At 68.5% G+C, this 15,715-nt stretch carries 16 protein-coding genes; 13 read left to right on the forward strand and 3 right to left on the reverse strand.

Annotation, left to right across the window (positions count from 1 at the left end; translation table 11 throughout):
- Positions 1-30: 30 nt before the first annotated feature.
- Positions 31-963: a LysR substrate-binding domain-containing protein gene (locus KBW95_RS16380; RefSeq protein ID WP_211528774.1), complete on the reverse strand. Its 933-nt coding sequence runs from the start codon at positions 961-963 to the stop codon at positions 31-33.
- A 117-nt stretch (positions 964-1,080) separates the two neighbouring features.
- On the opposite strand from KBW95_RS16380, the gene KBW95_RS16385 reads away from it, so the two are divergent.
- Positions 1,081-2,301 carry an HD-GYP domain-containing protein gene (locus KBW95_RS16385; RefSeq protein WP_211525091.1) on the forward strand — a complete coding sequence of 407 codons (1,221 nt, stop codon included), beginning with the start codon at positions 1,081-1,083 and terminating at the stop codon, positions 2,299-2,301.
- Positions 2,302-2,306: 5 nt separating this feature from the next.
- Here KBW95_RS16385 and KBW95_RS16390 read toward each other — a convergent pair whose 3' ends face one another.
- Positions 2,307-3,047 carry an SDR family oxidoreductase gene (locus KBW95_RS16390; protein ID WP_211525092.1) on the reverse strand — a complete coding sequence of 247 codons (741 nt, stop codon included), beginning with the start codon at positions 3,045-3,047 and terminating at the stop codon, positions 2,307-2,309.
- Between the two features lie 92 nt (positions 3,048-3,139).
- Between KBW95_RS16390 and KBW95_RS16395 the strand changes: the two genes are divergently transcribed.
- Positions 3,140-3,751 (forward strand): 2-hydroxychromene-2-carboxylate isomerase, encoded by a 612-nt coding sequence (locus KBW95_RS16395; protein ID WP_211525093.1) that lies wholly within the window; start codon positions 3,140-3,142, stop codon positions 3,749-3,751.
- Here the strand turns inward: KBW95_RS16395 and KBW95_RS16400 are convergent.
- Positions 3,748-4,764 (reverse strand): GGDEF domain-containing protein, encoded by a 1,017-nt coding sequence (locus KBW95_RS16400; protein WP_211525142.1) that lies wholly within the window; start codon positions 4,762-4,764, stop codon positions 3,748-3,750. The two genes, KBW95_RS16395 and KBW95_RS16400, sit on opposite strands and share 4 nt — an antisense overlap.
- A 357-nt stretch (positions 4,765-5,121) precedes the next feature.
- Here KBW95_RS16400 and KBW95_RS16405 point away from each other — a divergent pair, with 357 nt between their 5' ends.
- From KBW95_RS16405 to KBW95_RS16455, 11 genes are all read left to right on the forward strand, one after another.
- Positions 5,122-5,310, forward strand: coding sequence for a Flp family type IVb pilin (locus tag KBW95_RS16405; RefSeq protein ID WP_229429802.1), 189 nt, complete (start codon positions 5,122-5,124; stop codon positions 5,308-5,310).
- A gap of 59 nt (positions 5,311-5,369) precedes the next feature.
- Complete coding sequence (locus tag KBW95_RS16410; RefSeq protein ID WP_211528775.1) at positions 5,370-5,900, forward strand: prepilin peptidase; 531 nt, start codon at positions 5,370-5,372, stop codon at positions 5,898-5,900.
- Positions 5,901-6,005: 105 nt separating this feature from the next.
- Positions 6,006-7,409 (forward strand): ATP-binding protein, encoded by a 1,404-nt coding sequence (locus tag KBW95_RS16415; protein ID WP_229429803.1) that lies wholly within the window; start codon positions 6,006-6,008, stop codon positions 7,407-7,409.
- Positions 7,406-8,263 (forward strand): Flp pilus assembly protein CpaB, encoded by an 858-nt coding sequence (cpaB, locus tag KBW95_RS16420; RefSeq protein ID WP_211525095.1) that lies wholly within the window; start codon positions 7,406-7,408, stop codon positions 8,261-8,263. The genes KBW95_RS16415 and cpaB overlap by 4 nt, the downstream gene beginning before the upstream one ends.
- A 25-nt stretch (positions 8,264-8,288) precedes the next feature.
- On the forward strand, positions 8,289-9,836 hold the full coding sequence (locus KBW95_RS16425; RefSeq protein WP_211525096.1) for a type II and III secretion system protein family protein: 1,548 nt from the start codon (positions 8,289-8,291) through the stop codon (positions 9,834-9,836).
- Positions 9,837-9,865: 29 nt separating this feature from the next.
- Positions 9,866-10,141 carry a hypothetical protein gene (locus KBW95_RS16430; protein ID WP_211525144.1) on the forward strand — a complete coding sequence of 92 codons (276 nt, stop codon included), beginning with the start codon at positions 9,866-9,868 and terminating at the stop codon, positions 10,139-10,141.
- Positions 10,142-10,193: 52 nt separating this feature from the next.
- On the forward strand, positions 10,194-11,360 hold the full coding sequence (locus tag KBW95_RS16435) for an AAA family ATPase (RefSeq protein WP_211528776.1): 1,167 nt from the start codon (positions 10,194-10,196) through the stop codon (positions 11,358-11,360).
- A gap of 45 nt (positions 11,361-11,405) precedes the next feature.
- A complete protein-coding gene (locus tag KBW95_RS16440) occupies positions 11,406-12,764 on the forward strand; it encodes a CpaF family protein (RefSeq protein WP_211528777.1) in 1,359 nt (452 codons plus the stop codon).
- An 11-nt stretch (positions 12,765-12,775) separates the two neighbouring features.
- On the forward strand, positions 12,776-13,753 hold the full coding sequence (locus KBW95_RS16445; protein ID WP_211528778.1) for a type II secretion system F family protein: 978 nt from the start codon (positions 12,776-12,778) through the stop codon (positions 13,751-13,753).
- Positions 13,754-13,760: 7 nt separating this feature from the next.
- The gene (locus KBW95_RS16450) at positions 13,761-14,711 is read left to right on the forward strand and encodes a type II secretion system F family protein (protein ID WP_211528779.1); all 951 of its coding nucleotides are present in this window, start codon (positions 13,761-13,763) and stop codon (positions 14,709-14,711) included.
- Between the two features lie 28 nt (positions 14,712-14,739).
- Positions 14,740-15,715: tetratricopeptide repeat protein (locus tag KBW95_RS16455; protein WP_211528780.1), on the forward strand; the 976-nt coding region annotated here is incomplete at its 3' end.

Below are 15,715 nucleotides of genomic sequence, written 5' to 3' on the forward strand. Positions count from 1 at the left end.
GGGGGTATAAGAAAAAATGATGACCGATATTCAGGAGGCCAGGCGGGCTCCCGGCCAGGCGCCGCGCGCACACAGGTCCTCGGTCACTTCGCGCACCAGGCGTCCGATGGCCGCCGCCGCATTGGTCAGCGGAATGTTGCGCGAGCTGCAGAGGATCACGCGGCGCGTGACGGCAGGGTCCTGCACGGGCCAGGCGGCCATGGCGCCGCGCGCCAGGTCGTCCTGGAAGGGCGCGCGCGGCAGCAGGGTGGCGCCCAGGTCGGCCAGGATGGCCGAGCGCAGGATGGCGATCGAGTTGATCTCCAGGACGTTGCGCAGCGCCAGGCCGGCGCCTTGCGCCACCTGCTCGACCAGCGGCCGCACGCCATGCTGGCGCGCCGGCAGGATCAGGGTGCTGGCCAGGGCCTGGCCCAGGCTCAAACTGGCCTTCGCAGGGGAAAAGCCGGAACCTGCCTTGCAGATGAAGACCAGGTCTTCCTCGACCAGGGGCGTGGCCGTGAACTGCACGGTGGGCGCGTCGTCGAACAGCACCGCCAGGTTCAGGCGGCCGGACTTGAGCTGCTCGGTGAGGTTGCCCGAGATTTCCTCGGTCAGCTGCAGGGTGATCTCGGGATAGCGCTCGCGCACCGCCGTCAGCAGGGGCAGGGCCAGGGCGCCCGAGATACTGTGCGGCAGGCCGAGCGAGACGCTGCCCGAGGGCCGGTCGAGCGACTGCACCACGGCCGCGCGCGCATCCGCCACCTGCTTCAGGATCGCCTGCGCGTGCTCGTAGAACACCTTGCCGGCATCGGTGCTGACCACGCCGTGGGCCGAGCGGTGCAGCAGCTGGGCGCCCAGTTCTTCTTCCAGCTGGCGCAGCTGCTGGGTCAGGGCCGGCTGCGCGACGTGCAGCACCAGGGCCGCGCGCGAAAGCGAGCCGTGGTCCACGATGGCGACGAAATAGCGCAGCTGTCGAAGTTCCATGATTCTTATATGAAAAATATGTGTGTTACGGGCAACAATGTGTAATTCCGCTCTACAATGTTGCTATACTGCACCGGGGCCGCCGTGGCGGCGAGATTAACATAGCAGGATATCAAGATGTTGAAGAAGGTGGATGCCTCACAATTAAAGGTCGGGATGTTCATCCATGACCTGGATTGCGGCTGGATGGAGCATCCTTTCGTGCGCAATCGCTTCCTGTTGACCACGGAAGAGGAAATTTACAAGATCCGCAACGCCAAGATCCGCGGTGTGGTCATCGATTGTTCGCGCGGCCTGGACATCGACGACGCCCCGACCCTGGCCGAGGCCGATGCCGCCACCGAGGCCGAAGTGACGGCCATCGCCACCAAGCCGGTCGTGGTCACCCGCGTCTCGCTGGGCGAGGAACTGGCGCGCGCCGCCAACATCCGCAAGCAGGCCGCCGGCCTGGTGCGCACCGTGATGCAGGACGCGCGCCTGGGCAAGGCGGTCGAACTCGACAAGGTCGGTCCGGTGGTCCAGAGCGTGACCGAATCCATCCTGCGCAATTCCGGCGCCTTGCTCGGCCTGCTGCGCATCAAGAACAAGGACGACTACACCTTCTTGCACTCGGTCAGCGTGTGCGCGCTGCTGGTGGCCTTCTGCCGTTCGCGCGGCATGGACGAGGACACGATTTACCAGGCCGGCCTGGGCGGACTGCTGCATGATACCGGCAAGGCCCTGGTGCCCGACCACATCCTGAACAAGCAGGGACGCCTGACCGACGAGGAATTCGCGGTCATCAAGCGCCATCCGCGCGACGGCTACGACCTCCTGCGCAAGTCGCCCGAGATCGGCGCCATCCCGCTCGACATCACCCTGCACCACCACGAGCGCCGCGACGGCAGCGGCTACCCGGAACAGCTGGCCGAAGGACGGATCAGCGAGCTGGCCCAGATGGCGGCCATCGTCGACGTCTACGACGCGATCACCTCGGACCGCTGCTACCACAAGGGCATGTCGGCGGCCGAAGCGCTGCGCAAGATCTACGAGTGGAGCAAGTTCCACTTCAGCCCGACCCTGGCCCAGGAATTCATGCGCTGCGTCGGCATCTACCCGGTGGGCACCCTGGTGCTGCTGGAGTCGGGCCGCCTGGGCGTGGTCGTCGAGCCGCACGAGAGCAGCCTGCTGACGCCCAAGGTCAACGTCTTCTTCAACACCAAGAAGCAAATCTACATCAAGCCGGAAACCGTCGACCTGTCCAAGGCGCTGGGCTTCGGCGGCGGCGACAAGATCGTGCGCCACGAGTCGCCCGAGAAGTGGAACGTCGAACCGTTGCGCTTCATGCAGGTCGCCTGAGCCGCTTATAGCCCGCCGCCGCAGCGCAGGGTCGTCCCGGTGACGTAGGACGCGGCCGGCGACAGCAGCCACAGCACCGGTTCGGCGATCTCCTCCGGCGTCGCCAGGCGCTGCATCGGGATCTTCGGCGCCACGCGCGCGGGCCGCCCAGGTTCGCCGGCGGCCGCGTGGATATCCGTCAGGGTCGATCCCGGCGCCACCGCGCACACCCGGATCCCTTCCGGCGCCAGCTCGCGCGCCAGTCCCAGCGTAAACGCTTCGACCGCGGCCTTGCTGGCGGCGTAGTGGACATATTCGCCCGGGCTGCCGGTGCTGGCCGCCACCGAGGACAGGTTCACGATCACGCCGCGCGTGCCGCTTGCGCGGAAGGAGCGCACGGCGGCGCGGCTGCAGTGCATGGTCCCGTGCACGTTGGTGCGGAACACCGTCTCGATCGAAGCCGGATCGGCGTCCATGAAGGGGCCGATGCGGCCGGTGATGCCGGCGTTGTTGACCAGGGCTGCCGGCGCCCCCAGTTCGCCTGTCGCGCGCGCGAACAGCCGCTCCACTTCCTCCGCCTGCCCGATGTCGGCTTGGATCGCCAACGCCTCGCCGCCGGCCGCGGCGATCTCGCGCACCAGCGCTTCGGCGGACTGCGCGTCGCGCTGGTAGTTGACGGCGACCGCGTAGCCGCGCGCCGCCGCCTTGCGCGCCACCGCGGCGCCGATGCCGCGACCGGCGCCGGTGACGATCAGCACTGGTCTCATTTATGCCTCCTGACTTGTTGTCGAATCGCGATTGTGGCAGTGTGTGCGCAGGTTCCGTTTTGGGCAAGTCCACCAACACAGGAGGAGCAGGGATGAATGCTTCAGCACCGCCGGTCGTCGAGTTCTGGTTCGAATTCGGCAGCAACTACAGCTATCTCACCGTGATGCGCATCGAAGAGCTGGTGCGGCGCGCCGGCCTGCGGCTGGCGTGGAAGCCCTTCCTGCTCGGTCCCATCTTCCGCGAACTGGGCTTCGAGGCGGCGCCCTTCGTACAGCAGAAGGAGAAGGGCGAATACGCCTGGCGCGACGTGGCGCGGCGCGCCGCGAAGTATGGGCTGGCATTCAGGCGCCCGAGCGAATTCCCGCGCCAGAACGTGCTGCCGCTGCGGGTGGTGCTGGCCTGGCGTGACGCACCGTGGATCGGGGAGTTCTGCCGCCGCATCATGCTGCGCAACTGGGTGCGCGACCTGGAGATCGCGTCGGAAGAAGGGGTGCGGGAAGCGCTGGCCGGCCTGGTGGACGATCCGCAGGCGGTGCTGGCCGCGGCCCTGAGCGAGGCCAACAAGCTGGCGCTGCGCGAGCAGACCGAGGCGGCGCGCCGGCGCGGCGTGTTCGGGGCGCCGACCTTCTTCGTGGGCGAGGAGATGTTCTGGGGCGACGACCGCCTGGAGGACGCGATCGTGTTTGCTCTGGAGAAGCGCTAGAAGAATTCGGCGGTATCGTTGGTCGCCACGGTCTGCAGCAGGCCGTGCGCGACCAGCTCTTCGTAGTAGCAGGCGCGGTTGCGGCCGTTGGCCTTGGCGTAGTAGAGCGCCTGGTCGGCGTGGCCGAGCGTGACCACCGGCGAATCGCTGGCGCTGACGCTGGTGAAGCCGACGCTGACCGTCACCCGTCCCACCTGCGGAAAATCGTGGCTCTCGACGTTGGTGCGGAAGCGGTCGATGATCTTGCGCGCGTTCTCGAGGGTGGTGGAGCGCAGCAGCACCACGAATTCCTCGCCGCCGAAGCGGAATACGCGGTCCTGGGCGCGGAACGAAGACTGCAGCAGGTTGGCGATCAGGATCAGCACCTCGTCGCCGTACAGGTGGCCGAAGCGGTCGTTCACGCCCTTGAAATGGTCGACGTCGACCACCGCCAGCCATTGCCTTTCCTCGCCGCCGTGATGGCGCCGCTCCGGCTGGCCCGGCACCAGCGGCTCGCTGTCCGAGGCGTGCAGCATGCGCGCCAGCTGGTCGTCGAAGGTCTTGCGGTTGAGCAGGCCGGTGAGCGAATCGCGCTCGCTGTAGTCGAGCAGGGTCTGGAAGTTGCGGTAGACGCTGACGATGCCGCTGATGACGTGGATGGCTTCCGGCGTGAACGGGCCCTGGTGCGCGATCTCGAGGCAGGTGTCGGCCTTGTCGCCGAACCAGACCGGCAGCCACAGGTGGTGCAGGCCGTCGCCGCCGCTTGCTTCGGCGCGCGAATCGTGATTCTCGAGGCAGTGCGCGAGGGCGGGATAGCTGGCGATCGGCTCGCCAGGGCTGGCGCCGTCCCGGGGTTCTTCCGGGCAGGCCACGCCGCCCATGCGGATGCAGGCGCGCGAACGCACGAACTTCTGGCCGCACACCGTCACGATGCTCAGCACCCGCGTCTGCACGGCATGCCCCAGCTCCTGCACCGCCGAGATCACCGAGATGTCCAGCATCGTGTGATCGCGGTGGCCGGTCATGTCGACCATGTGTCGCAGCAAGGTGTCGTTCACGGGAGCGTCGTCAGTCAAAGGCACGGGGCGTGGTACCGATGGTGCCGCTTTTTTGAGCGGCGAAGCGAAACAGGATAATCCTTTTTTGTATTACGGGCAATTATTCTTATCAATATTTATTCATTTTCCGGCATCGCTCTTGCGCCGTCCTGTGCCCGCCTTCCGACAGTTTATTCCTCGTCAGAATCTTCCGTTTCCACTAGGAAAAGTTGACTGTAGTCAAGTTGCCGCATGGAATGATTCGCTACAGTGAACTCACTGGCAAACGCAACAAAGCAGTAGCGACGGGGCCCCGACGCAGCCAGTTCCCTCAACCACCATAAGGAGTTTGTCATGAACACGATGTTCTCCGCCATCAAAACCTTCGTTGCCGATGAAAACGGTGTGACTGCCATCGAATATGGCCTGATCGCCGCGCTCATCGGGGTCGCGATGGCCACGGTCGCCAAGACGCTTGGCTCGGAGATCAAGGACACGTTCCAGGACGTCGTCAACGCACTCACCGGCACCACCTCGACCTGATCGTCGTGCCCCCTCGTGGCTGCAGCCAGCCCCGGGGGGCTTTTTTTTGGGGGTGCATCATGCTTGTCGCACCGTATCTCGATACCTTGCTGCTGCTGATGGTGGTGGCGGGGGCAGTCAACGACCTGGCGAGCCGGCGCATTCCGAACCGGCTGCTGCTGGCCGGGATGGTGGGCGCACTCGGCCTGCACCTGGCCTCCGGCGCACCCCTGGCAGGGGTGCTGGCCTGGCTGGGCGGCATGGCTACCGGCCTGGTCGTCTTCCTGCCGTTTTACCTGATCCGCGGCATGGCTGCCGGGGACGTCAAGATGATGGCCGCCGTAGGCGCTTTCACCGGTCCGCTCGAGGCCCTGCACATCGCCATCCTGGCCTGGTGCGCGGGCGGCGTCATGGCGCTGGCGATCGTCGCCGTCCGCGGCCGCCTGTTACCGGTGCTGTCGAATCTCTGGACCATCCTGCGCGGCGCGCTGCTGCGCCTGCCGCTTGCGCCGGCCTTCGGCACAGGAGGGCAGGACAGCGTCGGCTCCATGCCTTACGGGGTCGCGATTGCAGTCGGAACAATGATTATTTTGATAAGCCGCTATGGCTAATCGGGGCCGGGTGGCCCTTTGTGGACCGTCAAAGGCCGGCAATGGACGCTCGCTAGAATCAAATCAAGTTCTCTCGAACACTTGTATTGAGCAGGAGGTGAGAATATGGAAGCGCTAACGGGAGCCGCAGCGGTTTACACGGCGAGGGATCCGGTGCCGGAAGGCCCCGGCGGGCAGCTTGCGCCGGCGGATGGCGAAGCTGTTCCCGTGCTGCCGCGCCAGGCGCGGACCCTGCGCGACACCGGCCTCGAGCCGCGCTTCGTCACTGCCCTGGTGGTCAAGGCGATGCACGCGGGCGGCAAGACGCCGCTGTCGGTGCTGACCGGCAGGCTGCGCCTGTCGGTGAGCGTGGTGCGCGAGGTGCTGCAGGGCCTGATCGCGGCGCAGCAGGCCGAAGTGGCCTGGTCGGGCGATTCCGACATCGACGTGCATTACCAGCTGACCGCCTTCGGGCAGCGCGCCGCCGCCGATTACCTGGCCGAATCGCGTTACTGCGGTCCGGCGCCGGTGCCGCTGGCGCACTACCGCGCGGTGGTGGAGCAGCAGTCGCTGCGCCTGGAAGTGAACGACGCAGCGCGGGCGCGCGTCACGCCGGGCGAGCTGCGCGCGGTGCTGGGCGAGGACGGCCTCGAACCGGCAGTGCGCGAACTCATCGGCGCGGCCCTGCATTCGAACCGCCCGCTGATGCTGTATGGCCCTTCCGGCAGCGGCAAGACCACGCTGGCCAGGAAATTCGCCCGTCTGCGCCAGGAACCGGTCGCCGTGCCCTACGCGGTGCTGGTCAAGCACGAGATCGTGCAGCTCTACGATCCCGCCCTGCATCCGGCGCCGCTGGCGAACCGGCGCATGGAGGAGCGGCGCAGCTGCGACGCGCGCTGGGCGCTGTGCCAGCGTCCCCTGGTCCACATCGGCGCCGAGCTGACCCGCGACATGCTCGAACTGCGCGCCGACCCCGGCAGCGGCGTGTTCCATGCGCCGCCGCACCTGAGCGCCAACAACGGCCTGCTGGTGGTGGACGACCTCGGGCGCCAGCGCATGCCGGCCGGCGAGCTGCTGCATCGCCTGCTGGGGGCCTTCGAGCACGGGCGCGACCACGTGGCCGTGCCCGGCGGCCCGGCCCATGCGCTGCCTTTCGATGTCAGCCTGGTGCTGGCCACCAGCCTGGCGCCCGAATCGGTGCTGGACGAATCCTGCCTGCGCCGCATCGGCTACCGCATCGCGATCGGGCCCTTGGGCGAGGCCGGCTACCGCGCGCTGGTACAGCGCCAGGCGCGCCTGGGCCGGCTGGAGGCCGACGAAGCCGTGCTCGATTACCTGGTCAATGAGCTGCACCGCCGCACCCGGCGTCCGCTGCTGGCGGCCTATCCGCAGGAGCTGGTGCAGCGCATCCATGATTTCGCCGGTTTCGCCGGACGCACGCCGCGCTTCGACGTGGACAGCGTGACCCAGGCCTGGAGCAGCCTGTTCGGCGCCGGCTCGCTCCCGCTTGCAATGGGAGACCTGCGATGAAAAACCAACGTGCCGTGATCGTGATGGCCCTGGCCGTCGTGTTCGGCCTGGCCGCGGTGGCGCTGGCCGCGCAATGGCTGCTGAACGCCCCGGCGGCCAGCGCGGGCCGCATCGCGGTGGCCGTGGCCGATATCGATATCGGCCAGCGGCTTGCGCCCGAGATGGTCAAGCTGGTCGACTGGCCGGCCGACAGCGTGCCGAAAGGCGCGTTCGCCGACCCGCAGAAGCTCGCCGGCCGGGTGCTGCGCACCAGCGTGCTGGCGGGCGAACCGCTGAGCGAGGCCAAGCTGGCGCCGGCCGGCACCCTGGGCGGCCTGTCGGCCCTGATCGCCGAGGGCAAGCGCGCCATCACGGTGCGCGTCAACGACGTGATCGGTGTGGCGGGCTTCGCCTTGCCCGGCAATTACGTCGACATCATCGTCAGCACCGAAACCGAGCCGCAGCCGCGGCCCCAGGGCGGGGAGCGCGAGCGCAACATCTCGAAGATCGTGCTCGAGCGCATCCTGGTGCTGGCCGTGGCGCAGGAAGTCAGCCGCGACGAGACCAAGCCCAAGGTCGTCAACGCGGTGACGCTCGAGGTCACGCCCGAGCAGGCCGAGAAGCTCGACCTGGCGCGCAGCGTGGGCACGCTGTCGCTGGCGCTGCGCAACCAGGTCGATCCGGCCGCGGCCGCGACCCTGGGGGCGACCAAGGACAGCCTCCTTCCCGCGCCGGGCGCAGCGCTGCGGCAGGTCGCGCTGCCGGTACAAGCTCCGCAGCCGCGGCCACAGCTACGGCGGCCGCGGGCAGCGCCGCCGCAGCGCCACTGCGTCGGCGTGATCAACGGCCTGCACACCTCGCAGGAATGCTTCTGACACCTTCACGCCTGGGATGAACGCCATGAACAGATGCTCCACGATCGCGCGGCGGGACGGGCTGCGCGCCTGCGCGGCGGCCGCCGGTATCGCGCTCCTTGCCGCCACCGCCATGCCGGCGGCGGCCGCGGCCAAGCCAGCCGCCGAGCCGGAAGCCAAACCCCAGGCCGGCTGCAGCGGCGAAGCCGCGCGCCCGGCGCGCCTGGCCCTCCACATGGGCAAGTCGACCATGCTGCGGCTGCCCGAACCGGTGCGCCACCGCAGCGTCGGCAATCCTTCCGTTGTGCAGGCCATGCTGGTCGCGCCCGACACCCTCTACATCGCCGGGGTCGACGTCGGCAGCACCAATATGATCGTGCAGGGCCGCAGCGGCCTGTGCAGCATCGTCGACATCGCGGTGTCGATGGACCCGGCCGAAGTGCAGGCCACGCTGGCCGCCGTCATGCCCGAGGAAAAGGACATCCGCGTGATGTCGGCCATGGATACCCTGGTGCTGACCGGCACCGTCAGCGACGCCAGCGCGGTCGCGCGCGCCGTCGAACTGGCCGGGGCCTATGTGCGCCGGCCGCTGCGCCAGCTGCCGCCTGCGGCCAAGGACAACGAGACCGACGGCGTGATTCCCGTCGCCGCAAACAGCGGCGGTGGAGGCGCAGCGGGCGCGTCCGCCGGCGCGCGCGTGGTCAACCTGCTCGGCGTCAGCGCGCCGCAGCAGGTGCAGCTCGAAGTCAAGGTGGCCGAGGTGTCGCGCACCCTGATCGAACGCCTGGAATCCGGCTCGCGCTTTACCTTTACCCCCGGCAGCTGGGGAGCCATCCTGACTTCGAATTTCCTCACCGGCCGGGCGCGCGGAGGCATCGGGGGCAGCAAACCCAACGGCAACATGGTCGCCGTCGAAGCCGACAAGCAGGATGGCCTGGTGCGCATCCTGGCCGAGCCGAACGTGATGGCGATCAGCGGCCAGGAAGGCAGCTTCCTGGCCGGCGGCAAGTTCTACATCCCGGTGGCCCAGGACAACAACAAGGTGACCCTGGAAGAAAAGGAATTCGGCGTCGGCCTGCGCTTCACCCCGACCGTGCTGGCGGGCGGGCGCATCAACCTGAAGGTGGCGCCGGAAGTGTCGGAACTGTCGCGCGAAGGCATCGGCATCAACGCGGTGGGCATCGCCGGCACCGCCATCATGCCGCTGGTGACCACGCGCCGCGCCAGCACCACGGTGCAGCTGTACGACGGCCAGAGCTTCGCCATCGGCGGCCTGGTGAAGAACAACCTGGTGGCCAACCTGAAGGGCCTGCCGGTGCTGGGCGAAGTGCCGGTGCTGGGCGCGCTGTTCCGCAGCACCGATTACCAGCAGGACCGAAGCGAGCTGGTGTTCGTGATCACCGTGCGCCTGGTCAAGCCGATCGCCGGCGCCGGCTATGCGCTGCCGACCGACAGGATCGGCCTGCCGTCGCGCGGCGAGATCCTGCTGGGCGGCAGCCTGGAAGGAAGGCCGCCTGCCGCCACGGCCGCCATGTCGACGCCGGCCATCGCGCCGCCGCCGTCGCAGACCGCGGGCGGCTTCGAGCTCAAATGAGCTCACATGCACTCAACAAGGGGATGGACATGGCAAGCAGAACAACCCGTTGGATCCTGGCGGCGCCCGCCGCGGCAGCCTTGCTGGGCTGCGTTTCCGGCACGCCCAACTATGACCGCGAATTCGGCAAGGCGTTGCGCGCCAACCTGGCGTCGCAGGTGCTCGACCCTGCCGCCGGCGCGAACACCGACCCGGCCGCGGGCATCGACGGCCAGGCCGCGCGCGCCGCGCACGAGCAGTACCAGCACTCCTACTCGCGTCCCCAGGCCGAACCGGCGCGCTCGCTGATCGGTACCGGAAAATGAAAGCCGGCCACCCCGGGCCAAGGATGGCAAGCGCAGCTGCGGCGAGGATGCCATGAGAGCGCTCCTGATCAGCCGCGACAGCCAGCTGTATGCGGAAATCGCGTCCCAGGGCGCGGCGCGCGTGCCGCCGCTGCACCTGGCGTCCACCCGCGCCAGCCTGCGCGATGCGCTCGACCGCCCTGAAGCGGACGGCGCCCAGCTGGTGATCATCGACGCCAGCGAGACCGAGCCGCTCGAGGCCGCGCTGCTGGAGCGCCTGGCCCGCCAGTATCCGTCGGCCCAGCTGATGCTCCTGACCGACCACCACCAGCCGGACCTCCTGATCACCGCCATGCGCGCCGGCGTGCGCGAGGTGCTGCAGCTGCCGCTGGTGCACCGCGCCTTCCACGAGGCGATGGACCGGATCTCGGCTGCCGCCGGCGTGTCCCTGACGCGCGACGGGAAGGTGCTCGCCTTCATCGCCTGCAAGGGCGGCAGCGGCGCGACCTTCATCTCGACCAATTTCGGCTACGCGCTGGCGACCCTGGCCGGCAAGAAGGTCCTGCTGGTCGACCTGCACGGCCAGTTCGGCGACGCCGCGCTGTACGTGTCGGACCAGAAGCCGAGCATGACCCTGTCGGACGTGTGCGCCCAGATCGCCCGCGTCGATGCGCCTTTCCTGGATTCCTGCCTGGTGCACGTGGCCCCCGGCTTCGGCGTGCTGGCCGCGGCCGACGACCCGGGCCAGGCCAGGGAAGCCAAGCCGGAGCACATCGACACCATCCTGCGCGTGGCGCGCCAGCACTACGACTACGTGCTGCTCGACGTTGGCCGCCAGATCGACGCGGTCTCGCTGCGCGCGCTCGACATCACCGACACCATCTACCCGGTGCTGCAGCTGGCGCTGCCCGACATCCGCGACGCGCGCCGCCTGCTCGACATCTTCCGCTCGCTCGGCTACGTGCTGGACAACATCCGCCTGATCGTCAACCGCTACGAGAAGGGCGGCAAGCTGCGCCTGCAGGACCTGCATGCGGCGCTCGGCTGCGAAGTGATGCACACCTTCCCGAACGACTACATCGCCGTGACCGACTCGGTGAACCAGGGCGTGCCGGTGCTGCAGCTGTCGCGCTCGAGCGCGGCCGCGCGCAGCCTGGCCGAGATGGTGGAGCTGGTGACGGCGCGCCGCGTCCAGGAAAACAAGGGCCTGCTCGATCGCCTGTTCGGCGGGGGCGCCTAGCCCCGCCCGACGCCAGCCCCCGACATTTCAAGACTGGAGCACCCGATGTCCCTACGAGAACGCCTTGCCAGCACCGAAGTCAGCACCAGCGCCGAGCGCCAGCTGGTCGCCGGGCTGCCGGACACCAGCAACCACGCCTACCAGGAGCTCAAGAAGCTGATGCACCAGATGATCCTCGACCGGATCGACCTGGAGCGCCTCAAGCGCCTGACCCCGGAGCAGTTCAAGCACGAGCTGGCGCTGCTGGTCCAGCGCATCATCGAAGAAGAAAGAATCGTCCTCAACCAGCACGAGCGCCACCACCTGGTGCTCGACATCCAGCACGAGATGCTCGGCTTCGGGCCGCTCGAGCCGCTGCTGAACGATCCGACCGTCTCGGACATCCTGGTCAACACCGCCAGCAAGGTCTATGTCGAGCGGCGCGGCAAGCTGGAGCTGACCGACATCAGCTTCCACGACAACGCGCACCTGATGAAGATCATCGAAAAGATCGTCTCGCGCGTGGGACGCCGGGTCGACGAGTCGAGCCCGATGGTCGACGCCAGGCTGCCGGACGGTTCGCGCGTCAATGCGATCATCCCGCCGCTGGCGGTGGACGGCCCGCTGCTGTCGATCCGCCGCTTCGGCGCCACGCCGCTGACGGTGCAGAACCTGCTCGACTACAAGAGCCTGACCCCGCCCATGATCCAGGTGCTGGAGGGCCTGGGCACGGCCAAGGTGAACATATTGATCTCGGGCGGCACCGGCAGCGGCAAGACCACGCTGCTGAACCTGATCTCCGGCTTCATCCCGGGCAGCGAGCGGGTGGTGACGATCGAGGACGCTGCCGAGCTGCAGCTGCGCCAGCCGCACGTGGTGCGCCTCGAGACCCGTCCGCCCAATATCGAGGGCAAGGGCGAGGTGACCCAGCGCGCCTTGGTGCGCAACGCGCTGCGCATGCGGCCCGACCGCATCATCCTGGGCGAGGTGCGCGGGGCCGAGGCGCTCGACATGCTGCAGGCGATGAACACCGGCCACGAAGGCTCGCTTGCCACCATCCACTCGAACACCCCGCGCGACGCCTTGTCGCGCCTGGAGAACATGGTCAGCATGGCCGGCGTCAGCTTGAGCGCGCGCGCGATCCGCCAGCAGATCGTGTCGGCCGTGACGGTGGTGGTGCAGGCTTCGCGCCTGACCGACGGTACGCGCAAGGTGGTCAGCATCCAGGAGATCACCGGCATGGAGGGCGACATCATCTCGATGCAGGAAATCTACCGCTTCGAGCAGCGCGGCGTGGACGCCGAGGGCAAGGTGCTGGGCCATTTCTGCGCCACCGGCGTGCGCCCGCGCTTCGCCGACCGCCTGCGCCTGTTCGGCGTGCCGGTGCCGGAAGACGCCTTCGATCCCGACCGGATCTTCGACTGAGGGGGGACGGCATGGACGCGCTGTTCTCCGGTTTCGTGGTGTTCCTGTTCGCTGCGGTGATCCTCGCGGTCGAAGGCGTCTACCTGTGGTGGATGGGCACCCGCGGCGCCGCGGCGCGCCGCATCGCGCGCCGCCTCCAGCTGATGTCGGGCGGGGTCGGACGCACGGGCGAGCGCATCTCGATCCTCAAGCAGCGACGCTACAGCAGCCACCAGTCCTTCGACCGCATGCTGCACCGCGCCGGGCTGGCGCACCGCATCGACGCGCTGCTGGTGCAGGCCGGATCGCCCTGGACGGTGGGGCAGTTCATCGCCTGGTCGCTCGGCTGCATGGCGGCCGGCATGCTGGCGGCGTCCGCCTGGCCGCTGCCCTGGCCGGCGCGGATGCTGGCAGGCCTGGCCTGCCTGAACCTGCCCTGGTTCCTGATGCGGCGCGCGCGCCAGCGGCGCCTGCTGCGCATCGAGCAGCAGCTGCCGGATGCGGCCGACTTCATCGCCCGCGCGCTGCGCGCCGGCCATTCCTTCAACAATGTCCTGCAAATCGTCGGCAACGAGCTGCCCGAGCCGCTCAGCAGCGAGTTCCGCATCGCGCGCGAAGAGATCAACTACGGCGTGCCGATGAGCGAAGCGCTGCACGCGATGGCGGCGCGCATCCCGCTGACCGACCTGCGCTACCTGATCATCGCGGTGCTGATCCAGCGCGAATCGGGCGGCAACCTGGCCGAGATCCTCGGCAACATCAGCCAGATCATCCGCGCCCGCCTGAAGCTGATCGCCCACGTGCGGGTGCTGTCGGCCGAGGGACGCATGTCGGCCTGGATCCTGGGCCTGATGCCGTTCTGCGTGGCCGGCGCCATGGCGATCACCAGCCCCGACTACATCAGCATGATGTGGAAGGACCCGTCGGGCGTGCGGATGCTGTGGTACGGCGCCGGCATGATCCTGTTCGGGGTGATCTGGCTGCGCAAGATCATCCGCATCCGCGTGTGAGGTGCCTATGCCGTCGTCCCAACTCCTGTTCCTGTTCATCGTCTTCGCCGTCGTATGCGGCCTGGGCTGGCTCGGCGTGGCGCTGTTCGCCCCGGTCGCCCTGCGCGAGCGCCTGCGCCGCTTCCTCGGCAACAAGCCGGGGGAAAGCGAGGGCGGCCTGGAGGCCGGCAAGGACTGGGTCGAGCGCGTGGCCAGCGTCGCCAGGCCGCTGACCAAGCTCTCGATTCCGGACGAAGGCTGGGAAAAATCCACCCTGCGCACCCGCTTCATGAACGCCGGCTGGCGCAACCCGGCGGCGCCGACCCTGTACTTCGCCTCCAAGACCGGACTGGCGCTCCTGATCCCGGCGCTGAGCGTGCCTGCCATCGTGCTGTACGGCGGCGCGCTCGACTCGAACAAGCTGCTCGCCCTCCTGCTGCTGGGCGCGGCCCTCGGTTACTACGCGCCGAACGTGGTCCTCACCCGCATCGCCAACCGGCGCCGGCGCGAGATCTTCGAGACCATCCCCGACGCGCTCGACCTGCTGACCGTGTGCGTGGAAGCGGGCCTGAGCCTGGAGCGGGCGATGGTCAAGGTAGCCGGCGAGATCCACATCAAGAGCGTGGTGCTGGCCCAGGAACTGCAGCTGGTGCTGATGGAGATGCGGGCCGGCTTCAGCAAGGAGAAGGCGCTGCGCAACTTCGCCCTGCGCTCCGGGGTCGAGGATGTCGACACCCTGGTGGCGATGCTGATCCAGTCCGAACGCTTCGGCACCAGCATCGGCGACTCGCTGCGCGTGTATTCGGACAACCTGCGCCACAAGCGGCGCGTCAAGGCCGAGGAGCGCGCGGCCAAGATCGGCCTCAAGCTGCTGTTCCCCCTGATTTTCTGCATTTTCCCGACGCTGCTGATGGTGCTGCTCGGGCCGGCCGCGATCCAGATATCGCGAACCCTGGGCGCGCTGCACGGGGTGCATTAATCCTTGCGTTGATTGAATGGAGATCGCGATGCGAACCGCTACCACCTTGAGTACGCTGGCGCTGCTGTGCGCCGGCGCCGGCCTGCTGGCCTGTACGCCGCTGCCGACGCTGTCCTCCGCCGCCGCAGCCGCCGGCGGCGACGAAGCCTACCTGGCCGGCCGCAACCATCACCTGGCGCGCCGCTACGACGAGGCGCGCGCCGCCTACCAGGCCGCGCTGCGGGCCGACCCCGGCCATGTCAACGCCCGCAACGGCCTGGCCACCCTGCACGCCGAGCAGCGCGATTTCGCGGCCGCCATCGCGATCTGGCGCGAGCTGGCGGCGCCGCTGACGATGTCCTCCGGCCCGGACAAGGCTTACCTGCTCGGCAACCTGGGCCATGCCTATTTCCTGAGCGGCGACTACGACCAGGCGCTGGTGGCGCTCGAAAAAGCCTGCCTGCTCAATCCGCTCAACGCCCGTTCCTGGCAGCTGCTCGGCGACACCCTGCACAAGCTGGGCCAGGATGCGCGCGCCGCGCAGATGCTCAGGCAGGCGGACGCGCTGCGCCGGCACGACCTCCGCGCCGACCTGGCGGCGGTGGGCGGCAAGACTTCGGTGAGCGCCATCGGCCAGGCGCTGCAGGCCCAGCGCGGCGACGCCGCGGAGCCGGCATGGCTGGAGACCGAGCTGCACGTGGCCGGCAACGGCATGCTCGAACTGCGGCGCGGCAAGGCGCCGGCGCCGGCTGAAGCACCCGAAGCGCCGGCTGCGCCGCCTCCGCAGGCGCCGTCGATCGAGGCCGCCGTCACGCGGCTGGAAATCAGGAACGGCAACGGTGTGACCGGCATGGCGCGCACGCTGGCTCGCCGGCTGGGCGATCCCGGCATGAAGGTGACCCGGCTGTCGAACGAAAAGGGTTTCGGCGTGGCGCGCACCCGTATCGAATACGAGGCGGCCCACCGCGCGGCGGCCGAGCGCCTGGCACGGCGGGTCGGCGGCGTGCAGCTGCTGGAAGTGCAGG

Source organism: Massilia sp. ZL223 (assembly GCF_018119395.1).
GTDB lineage: Bacteria > Pseudomonadota > Gammaproteobacteria > Burkholderiales > Burkholderiaceae_D > Telluria.

What these genes read in the sequence shown, in the direction of transcription:
- KBW95_RS16380 (WP_211528774.1), bottom strand. Translation starts at nt 963, where the DNA reads ATGGAACTTCGACAGCTGCGCTATTTCGTCGCCATCGTGGACCACGGC.
- KBW95_RS16385 (WP_211525091.1), top strand. Translation starts at nt 1,081, where the DNA reads ATGTTGAAGAAGGTGGATGCCTCACAATTAAAGGTCGGGATGTTCATC.
- KBW95_RS16390 (WP_211525092.1), bottom strand. Translation starts at nt 3,047, where the DNA reads ATGAGACCAGTGCTGATCGTCACCGGCGCCGGTCGCGGCATCGGCGCC.
- KBW95_RS16395 (WP_211525093.1), top strand. Translation starts at nt 3,140, where the DNA reads ATGAATGCTTCAGCACCGCCGGTCGTCGAGTTCTGGTTCGAATTCGGC.
- KBW95_RS16400 (WP_211525142.1), bottom strand. Translation starts at nt 4,764, where the DNA reads ATGGTCGACATGACCGGCCACCGCGATCACACGATGCTGGACATCTCG.
- KBW95_RS16405 (WP_229429802.1), top strand. Translation starts at nt 5,122, where the DNA reads ATGAACACGATGTTCTCCGCCATCAAAACCTTCGTTGCCGATGAAAAC.
- KBW95_RS16410 (WP_211528775.1), top strand. Translation starts at nt 5,370, where the DNA reads ATGCTTGTCGCACCGTATCTCGATACCTTGCTGCTGCTGATGGTGGTG.
- KBW95_RS16415 (WP_229429803.1), top strand. Translation starts at nt 6,006, where the DNA reads ATGGAAGCGCTAACGGGAGCCGCAGCGGTTTACACGGCGAGGGATCCG.
- cpaB (WP_211525095.1), top strand. Translation starts at nt 7,406, where the DNA reads ATGAAAAACCAACGTGCCGTGATCGTGATGGCCCTGGCCGTCGTGTTC.
- KBW95_RS16425 (WP_211525096.1), top strand. Translation starts at nt 8,289, where the DNA reads ATGAACAGATGCTCCACGATCGCGCGGCGGGACGGGCTGCGCGCCTGC.
- KBW95_RS16430 (WP_211525144.1), top strand. Translation starts at nt 9,866, where the DNA reads ATGGCAAGCAGAACAACCCGTTGGATCCTGGCGGCGCCCGCCGCGGCA.
- KBW95_RS16435 (WP_211528776.1), top strand. Translation starts at nt 10,194, where the DNA reads ATGAGAGCGCTCCTGATCAGCCGCGACAGCCAGCTGTATGCGGAAATC.
- KBW95_RS16440 (WP_211528777.1), top strand. Translation starts at nt 11,406, where the DNA reads ATGTCCCTACGAGAACGCCTTGCCAGCACCGAAGTCAGCACCAGCGCC.
- KBW95_RS16445 (WP_211528778.1), top strand. Translation starts at nt 12,776, where the DNA reads ATGGACGCGCTGTTCTCCGGTTTCGTGGTGTTCCTGTTCGCTGCGGTG.
- KBW95_RS16450 (WP_211528779.1), top strand. Translation starts at nt 13,761, where the DNA reads ATGCCGTCGTCCCAACTCCTGTTCCTGTTCATCGTCTTCGCCGTCGTA.